Origin of the sequence: uncultured Meiothermus sp. (assembly GCF_937863175.1) — a bacterium.
Lineage (GTDB): Bacteria > Deinococcota > Deinococci > Deinococcales > Thermaceae > Meiothermus.
In genome coordinates, this window is sequence record NZ_CALMCQ010000407.1 from 1 (window position 1) to 7314 (window position 7314).

9 protein-coding genes are annotated in these 7314 nt (G+C 60.7%); 5 read left to right on the forward strand and 4 right to left on the reverse strand.

Annotated elements, in window-relative coordinates; all coding sequences use genetic code 11:
- Positions 1-98 precede the first annotated feature (98 nt).
- Positions 99-734 (forward strand): ATP phosphoribosyltransferase, encoded by a 636-nt coding sequence (gene hisG, locus Q0288_RS15365; RefSeq protein WP_299432310.1) that lies wholly within the window; start codon positions 99-101, stop codon positions 732-734.
- 39 nt (positions 735-773) lie between these two features.
- On the opposite strand, the gene Q0288_RS15370 is transcribed toward hisG, so the two are convergent.
- A complete protein-coding gene (locus Q0288_RS15370; protein ID WP_299432313.1) occupies positions 774-1502 on the reverse strand; it encodes a DUF4386 family protein in 729 nt (242 codons plus the stop codon).
- Positions 1502-2086: a TetR/AcrR family transcriptional regulator gene (locus Q0288_RS15375; RefSeq protein ID WP_299432316.1), complete on the reverse strand. Its 585-nt coding sequence runs from the start codon at positions 2084-2086 to the stop codon at positions 1502-1504. The genes Q0288_RS15370 and Q0288_RS15375 overlap by 1 nt, the downstream gene beginning before the upstream one ends.
- 106 nt (positions 2087-2192) lie before the next feature.
- Here Q0288_RS15375 and Q0288_RS15380 point away from each other — a divergent pair, with 106 nt between their 5' ends.
- From Q0288_RS15380 to Q0288_RS15390, 3 genes are all read left to right on the forward strand, one after another.
- Positions 2193-3209, forward strand: coding sequence for an aldo/keto reductase (locus Q0288_RS15380; RefSeq protein ID WP_299432319.1), 1017 nt, complete (start codon positions 2193-2195; stop codon positions 3207-3209).
- Positions 3210-3375: 166 nt separating this feature from the next.
- The gene (locus tag Q0288_RS15385; RefSeq protein ID WP_299432323.1) at positions 3376-4305 is read left to right on the forward strand and encodes a phosphotransferase; all 930 of its coding nucleotides are present in this window, start codon (positions 3376-3378) and stop codon (positions 4303-4305) included.
- A 58-nt stretch (positions 4306-4363) separates the two neighbouring features.
- Positions 4364-4792 (forward strand): cytochrome P460 family protein, encoded by a 429-nt coding sequence (locus tag Q0288_RS15390; RefSeq protein WP_299432326.1) that lies wholly within the window; start codon positions 4364-4366, stop codon positions 4790-4792.
- Between the two features lie 15 nt (positions 4793-4807).
- On the opposite strand, the gene Q0288_RS15395 is transcribed toward Q0288_RS15390, so the two are convergent.
- Positions 4808-5779 carry an NADPH:quinone oxidoreductase family protein gene (locus Q0288_RS15395; RefSeq protein WP_299432329.1) on the reverse strand — a complete coding sequence of 324 codons (972 nt, stop codon included), beginning with the start codon at positions 5777-5779 and terminating at the stop codon, positions 4808-4810.
- 11 nt (positions 5780-5790) lie between these two features.
- Positions 5791-6546, reverse strand: coding sequence for a class I SAM-dependent methyltransferase (locus tag Q0288_RS15400; protein ID WP_299432332.1), 756 nt, complete (start codon positions 6544-6546; stop codon positions 5791-5793).
- A 79-nt stretch (positions 6547-6625) separates the two neighbouring features.
- Here Q0288_RS15400 and trmH point away from each other — a divergent pair, with 79 nt between their 5' ends.
- Positions 6626-7270 carry a tRNA (guanosine(18)-2'-O)-methyltransferase TrmH gene (trmH, locus tag Q0288_RS15405; RefSeq protein ID WP_299432335.1) on the forward strand — a complete coding sequence of 215 codons (645 nt, stop codon included), beginning with the start codon at positions 6626-6628 and terminating at the stop codon, positions 7268-7270.
- Positions 7271-7314: the final 44 nt, after the last annotated feature.

Here is a 7314-nt window from a genome sequence, read left to right on the forward strand (position 1 = left end):
CCTACGCGAACCGTCACCTTTCCCCCCATCTACATTCCCAGAAGATCCAGCACCAGGGGAGCAGGTCTGACAGGTGTTTGTGATATAAGGATGCTCGAATGATTCGCGGACGCTACGCCCTGGTGGTAGCCCTGCCCAAGGGGCGCAACTTTGCCGATGGCTATACGGCCCTGGCCAAGGCCGGACTGGAACTGCCCGTCGTCGAGAACGAGCGGGCCCTGTTGCACGGCAAAGAAGGCGGCATTGCAATTCTGGAATTACGAAACCGCGACGTGCCCACCTATGTGGATCTGGGCATCGCCGATGTGGGCGTGGTGGGCAACGATGTGCTGCTGGAATCCGGGCGCGATGTGTACGAGCCGGTAGACCTGGGCACCGGCGCGTGCCGCCTCTCGCTGATCCGCCATCCCGAGTCCACCGGCCCCATCCGCCGCATTGCTACCAAGTATGCTAGCTTCACCGCCAAAGTGCTGCGTGAACGTGGGATGGCTGCCGACATCATCGAACTGGCGGGCAATGTAGAACTAGCGGCCATTACCGGGCTGGCCGATGCGGTGGTGGACGTGGTGCAGACCGGGGCCACCCTTAAGGCAGCGGGTCTGGTCGAGACCGAGGTGCTGGCCCACTCCACTGCCCGCTTCATCGTTAACCGCCAGGCCCTCAAGCTCAAGCGGGAGATCCTTCGCCCCCTCATCCGCCAGCTTCGAGAAAACAGCCCGGCCAGACTGAGCTGAGCATGTGCTGTGAGGGTCAGGTGCTGGAACCATCGCTCCTTAGGGTTGGATAGCCGATGAACCTTGAGGTTTTGCGTCGGAGCTTCGTAAGAGCAAGATACCAAACGCCATCAGCCACAGCGCCCACAGGCTGTAGCTGATGGCATTGACGGGGCCTGCCCAGGACACACCAGAGGGCTCGAGCAATCCTGCGGCAATCCCTGCTGCCAAAGCCATGCCCGACCCTCCCAGCCAGCGCCATTGGGGGTGCAAGATGGCCGCTATCAACCCCGTCCAAAGCGCGGTGAACAAATAGCCCAGGTGTTCCCCCAGACCCACCCCTGCGTACTGGTTGAAGCTCACAAAGACCACCTGGATAGCGGCTCGGGTGATTTCGCTGGCGGTGGGGTCGGTGTACTGTTCGGCCAGGGTCGGAACCACAAAAACCCAGCGAGCAAAGCCCATCGCCTGTACCAACCCGGCCAGGATGCCAAAGGTGGTAGCGAGCCTGAGCCCCCGGTGGTGGGCATGGGCCAACTGCTGGTGTACCAGGACTGGCAGAGCCACAAAAGCCAGTGCGGATAGCAGCATGCCATACCACAGGGCGATCAACCCTGCGCCGCCAGCCCGAAACTGCTCGAGCACATAGCCCGCAGGCCTGCGCAGAATGTCTGGGTATTCGAAGCGAAACCCCAACAGGGTGAAGACGGCCATGAATAGAACGGGCGCCAGTATCAACAGCCAGGCCGTGGTTCGGCGAAGGCTGGAAGCCTGGGTGTTGGGCAGCATCAGGACTCCTCCTTTAGATGAGGTTTCAGCACCTGGCGCATCAGACAGACGCCCTGCTGCAGGTGCCTGGACTGGATGCTCTCCCCCCCAAGCTCTACAAAGGGCAGCCAAAAATCGCTGAGTATCCAGCAAATCTGGGTCAGTTGGTGGAGGTTCTTTGCCTCGGTGGGCTGGAGGATTCCTGCCACGACAAAACCTTTAAACAGTTCTTTGAAACCCTCGAACCCCCGCTTGCGCACCTTCTGGTACTGTGAGGCCAGCAAGGGGTCTTTGGGGAGCAGGGCCATCCACTCGCGGTAGAAAAAGCGATACCGCCACATCACCTCATAGTTGGTCTGGACGAGGCGCTCGAGGTCGCTCAGGGTAAGCGGGTGTTCAACTCCAGGGCTAAACACCTCATCCCAGGTTGTGTCCAGCCGGGCGAAGAGGCCGCGAATAATCTCCTCTTTGTTCTTGAAGTGATAGTAGAGGTTGCCGGGGCTGATTTGCATGGCCTCTGCGATGTGGTTGGTGGTTACGGCATGGCTGCCCTGTTGGTTGAAAAGCTCGAGTGCCGTGTCCAGGATTCGGGTTTTGGTGTTCATCTTGCCCTTACTAGAGTATTTACTCTAAAAACCAGAATAGAGTAAATGCTCTAAAATATCAAGTGCGGGTTGCGACCCCCCTCCCCAGGGTGGGTAGAATCTCACTATGAGCTACCGCAGACTTGGAAAATCCGGCCTCTTTGTTCACCCCATCGCCCTGGGCACCATGCAGTTCGGTTGGACTGCCGATGAACCGACGGCCTTCGCCATCATGGATGCTTTTGTGGAAGCCGGGGGCAACCTGATTGATACCGCCGACATCTACACCACCTGGACGGCGGGTAACCCCGGTGGGGTCTCAGAAGAAATTATCGGGCGCTGGATCAAGAGCCGGGGGAACCGCCATCGGGTCGCCGTTGCCACCAAAGTGCGCGGCCCAATGGGGCCGGGCGGTTCGGAAGGGCGCAATCACCCCTTGCAGCGCGAGGGGCTGTCGCGGGCCTGGATCATGCGGGCCGTCGAAGATAGTCTGCGCCGCTTGCAGGTGGACTATATTGACCTCTACCAGGTGCACTGGGTGGATCACCAGGTTCCCATCGAAGAAACCCTCTCGGCCCTGACCGACCTGGTACGCAAAGGCTATGTGCGCTATGTCGGCTGCTCCAACTTCTCGGCCTGGCGCCTGATGCAGGCCCTGTGGGCTTCCGACAAACATGACTTTGAAAGCTTTGTCTCGATTCAGCCCGAGTACAGCATCGCCATGCCCACCCGAATGAACTTCGAGCGGGAACTCGCACGGGTTTGCGAAACCTACGGCATCGGCGTAATTCCCTACAGCCCCCTGGCGGGCGGCTTTCTGACCGGCAAATACCGCCGCGACCAGCCCCTGCCCGAAAGCGTGCGGGCGCAGGGGATTGCCAGCGGACGCTTTAGCGAGCAGAACTGGAACATCCTGGACAAAATACTGGAGATTGCCCAGCAGCGGGGGGTGCCTCCGGCCCAGGTCTCGCTAGCCTGGCACCTGTCGCGTCCTTTCATGACCGCACCCATTATTGGGGCCAACACGGTGCAACAACTGCAAGACCTGATGCCCGCCGTAGACCTGCAACTGAGCACAGACCAGATCGCTACCCTCAACGAGGTGTCCAGTTGGCCCCTTTCGCGCACCGAGCGAGAGATTTGATTGACCCGAAAAGCCATCTTCCCCTCAGAAATCTTCGTTCCACTCAAGAGCCAGCGGTTCGGTAACTTAGATTTTTTGCCGATGCGCGCCCACCAGGGATGCCGCCGGATCCAGGTCTCGGGCCGGACTGGGGCCGGTGGGGTTGATGAGGGTATTGTATATAGCCATGTGGTTCGAAGCCCTCGCCCGTCTGGATGACCGCAGTGTCGCGACGGTAGCTCTGTTGTGGGGGGCCGATCCCGCCTCGCTCGAGCTGGTCAACCATGGCATCAACGTGGTGTATCGCGGCAAAGCCCATGATCGGGCGATCTATCTGCGCTTTACCCACTTGGCTCTGCGCGACCAGGAACATCTAGCCTTGCCGGTTGACTTCTTGTGCCATGCGGCTGCCTGTGGCGCACCGGTCTGCACGCCGTTAAAGTCGGTTAACAGCCGCTTTATCGAAGAGGTTTGGCAGGGAGAAGATTTATTTCTGGCAACCGCAATTCTGGGGGTTCCCGGCCAGCCGATTGACCCTGCCCAGGCGCATGCAGCTTTGTTGCACGAATGGGGCTACGCTTTGGGTTTGTTGCATACGGCCGCCGAGACCTACGTGCAGAGGCTCGGTACGGTCTCCCACCACTGGGAGAGGCAGTGGGCCCACATTCGACCCTATCTGGAGTCCGATGCCACCCTACTTGCGGAATACCAGGCCATCACCGCCTGGACCAAGACCTTACCGATCGTTGACTTCGGACTCTGCCACGCCGACTTTCGTGCGGCCAACTGCTTGTGGGACGGCGAGCGGGTCTGGATCATAGATTTTGACGAACCGACCTACTGTTGGTTTGCCTACGATATGGCCCGGGCCCTGATGGAATTCTCCGACCTCGAGCTGGAGGAGCGCCGGCGGAAGATGGAGTGGCTTTTGAAAGGTTACGGTACAGCCCGGCCCTTCAACCCCGACCCGGTGCTGGAGATGGGCTGGTTTGTGCGAATGCGAACCTTGTTGATGTATGCCTGGGGTTTTGAGGATGGCGCCGGCACCAATAAGCTGGCCAGCGGCATGGGCTCAGGCCACTACCTCGAGCGCATTCGGAACCCGCTGGTCTGGTAAGCCAGCAGACCGGGCCGATAGATGGGTGTGGTACGTATAGAAACACGGGAGGTTCGCTATGAAGCACTGGGTTTTGATGGCAGGTATAGCGCTGGCGGTATGGGCGGGCGCGCAGGGCTTGAGTGGCATCCCGGCGGCCTACGCGGGCTTTGCAAAGTGGGAGAAGGTGGTGGGCCAGAACCTGCCCACCAGCGGCCCCCACGCGGGCCAGGGTAAGGCGGTCTATGCCAACCCAGCGGCGGCTAAGGATTGGAAGTCGGGCAAGGCCCTGCCGGTGGGGAGCATCGTGGTCAAGACCGCTGGCCCCGCGGGTGCTCCCACCCTGATCGCCACCATGGAGAAGCGCCGGGCAGGCTGGTACTACGAGGAGTACTTCCCCGAGGGCGGGCGTTACGTACTCAAGTTCGGCGGCCCCAGCGGACAGCAGCTTTGCGTGGGCTGCCACACTGGGGCGCAGGCCAGGGACTTCCTGTTCACCCGGCCCTGAGCGACTGGTCGAGGATCACGAACAGTACAGCAAAATCTTCCCCACACTCCGGCGGCTTTCCAGCAGAGCGTGGGCTTTGGGGGCTTCTTCCAGCTTGAACCTGGCCCTAATCTCGAGTTTGGCCTGGCCGGACAGCAACATCTCAAGCACTGCCTCGATGATGGGTCGCAGCGCCTCCGGGCGTGAGCGCCGGTACTGCCCGCTGCTGTAGCCCACCACCGCCTTGGTCTGGCGGTGCAGCGGCTTGGTATCGAACCTCCCGGCCTGCCCGCCCGCGTGCCCGTAGACCACCAGCCGCCCGAACGGGGCCAGGCACTTCATCCCCTGGTCGAAGATTTCGCCCGAGATCGAGTCCAGAATCAGGTCGGCCCCAAGGTTGTTGGTCAGCTTCAGAGTCCTCTCTGCGAAGCCATCGTAGGTCAGAACCTCGTCCGCCCCCAGGCTGCGCACAAAACCGGCTTTGGCTTCACTGCCGACGGTTCCGATGATTTTTCCCGCACCCATGGCCTGCGCCATCTGCACCGCGGTGCTGCCGACCCCACCGGCCGCTCTGTGCACCAGCACCGTCTCGCCTTTTTGCAGCCGTCCGGCCCAGGTGAGGATGTTGTAAGCCGTGACCAGTACGGTCAGGCCCGAGACCGCCTCATTGGAGAGGGTATCGGGAACCGGGTAGGCCAGCGCGGCCCTGGCAACTACTTTTTCGGCATAAGCGCCCCCGGTCGGAAATACCGCAACCCGCTGCCCAATCTTCAAATTATCTACGCCTTCACCCAGGGCCTCAATCACACCCACCGCGTCCAGGCCAGGAATAAAGGGGGTTTGCGAACCCGCATCGTAACCCCCCCGTCGGGCCTCGAGGTCGGCATAGTTGAGGCTGGTGAGGATGGTACGCACCAGGATTTCGCCCGCGCTGGGACTGGGATCGGGGATGTCCCTGTACAGCAGGTTTTCCGGCGGGCCGTTCTGCTCGACGACGATGGCTTTCATTTAGCAAGAGCTTAAGGCACCCGGCAGTACCAGATGTGACCCCGGAACTGCATCTGCTCGAAGGGTTGGCGGAAAAAAGGTCGCAGCGAGTCCCGGAGCCAGTCGTAAACGGCCTCGGCAGTCTGCGAACCCTGCTCGACCCGCACGATCACGTTGGACTGGGTCAGCAAGTAGCGCACCAGTTGCTCCAGGCTCATCGGGATGGTGTGGCTGAAAACTTCGGTTTCGTGCAGCCAGCCCGTCTGTTGCAGCCGTTGCTGGGAGACACTCACACTCTGGCGGGGTGGGTTGGGATAGTGCTGCAGGTAGATCTGGTTGTTCCACTCGGCAAAATCGGGGTTGCCCTGCATAGCCCCGGCGAAGCCGTGCCCGTAGATCAACAGGGGCGCACCCTTTTTGAGTAGTCTGGCAGCCTCCCGCAAAAACCTGGGCTGATCGAACCAGTGAAAAGCCATGCAGGAGGTGATCAGGTCGAAGCGGTGGCTGGCAAAGGGCAGTTTCTCGGCGGGAGCCTGCACAAATTGAATACGCGGGCTTTGTTCGGTTTGGGCGAGCATTTCTGGCGAAATATCGGTTCCGATGGCCTGATCGGCAATCAGAAGCAGGGCCCTGGTGGACATCCCGGTGCCGCAGCCCACATCCAGCGCTCGGGCAAAAGGGATTCGCTTTAGCCAATGGGCGGCTACTTTCTCCATCACCAGGGGGTGAAAATAAGGCCGGGCCATGGCATAACGTTCGGCGGCAGTGCGGTAGGCAAAGTAATTCATCTTGTCTAGCATAGGAAAAGTGGTTCCAGGGTGTTGGGTTTGGGAAGTGGACTAGCTACACCCCTTACAATCAGTGGTCGTGACCCCCGAACGCCTCGCCAAGATTCGCTCGGTACTGGACAAGCGTCAGCCCGACCTGACCGTCTTGATGGAGCGGGTACACAAGCCCCACAATTTCTCGGCCATCCTGCGCTCCTGCGACGCGGTGGGGGTGCTGGAAGCCCACGCCATCCCGGCCCGGTACGGGATTCCCGAATTGGCAGACGACGGGTCAGCCCTGAGCAAGCTAAGCCTGCGCGGCAAGACCTTTAACGAGACATCGGGTTCGGCGTCGAAATGGGTAGGTTTGCGGGTGCATGACCAGACCCTAACCGCCCTGGCCCATTTGAAAGCGCAGGGGTTTCAGGTTTTGGCGGCGCATTTCTCCGAGCGGGCGGTGGATTACCGACAGGTGGACTACACCCGGCCCGCCTGTATTTTGCTGGGTACCGAGAAGTGGGGGGTCTCGCCGGAAGCTGCCGAGCGGTCGGATGCGCACATCCTGATTCCCATGATGGGCATGGTGCAGAGCCTGAATGTCTCGGTGGCGGCAGCGGTTATCTTGTTCGAAGCCCAACGGCAGCGCCTGCAGGCAGGGTTGTATGACCAGCCGCGTTTGCCCCCTGGACTCTATGAAGAGGTGCTGGAGAACTGGTTGTTGCGGCACGCTCGAGGGGGCCATTAAGCCTTAGCACAGGCCAAATGACACATCGTTTACACAACCCAGGG

Coding starts and splice junctions, on each gene's coding strand:
- hisG (WP_299432310.1), top strand. CDS start 99: ATGATTCGCGGACGCTACGCCCTGGTGGTAGCCCTGCCCAAGGGGCGC.
- Q0288_RS15370 (WP_299432313.1), bottom strand. CDS start 1,502: ATGCTGCCCAACACCCAGGCTTCCAGCCTTCGCCGAACCACGGCCTGG.
- Q0288_RS15375 (WP_299432316.1), bottom strand. CDS start 2,086: ATGAACACCAAAACCCGAATCCTGGACACGGCACTCGAGCTTTTCAAC.
- Q0288_RS15380 (WP_299432319.1), top strand. CDS start 2,193: ATGAGCTACCGCAGACTTGGAAAATCCGGCCTCTTTGTTCACCCCATC.
- Q0288_RS15385 (WP_299432323.1), top strand. CDS start 3,376: ATGTGGTTCGAAGCCCTCGCCCGTCTGGATGACCGCAGTGTCGCGACG.
- Q0288_RS15390 (WP_299432326.1), top strand. CDS start 4,364: ATGAAGCACTGGGTTTTGATGGCAGGTATAGCGCTGGCGGTATGGGCG.
- Q0288_RS15395 (WP_299432329.1), bottom strand. CDS start 5,779: ATGAAAGCCATCGTCGTCGAGCAGAACGGCCCGCCGGAAAACCTGCTG.
- Q0288_RS15400 (WP_299432332.1), bottom strand. CDS start 6,546: ATGAATTACTTTGCCTACCGCACTGCCGCCGAACGTTATGCCATGGCC.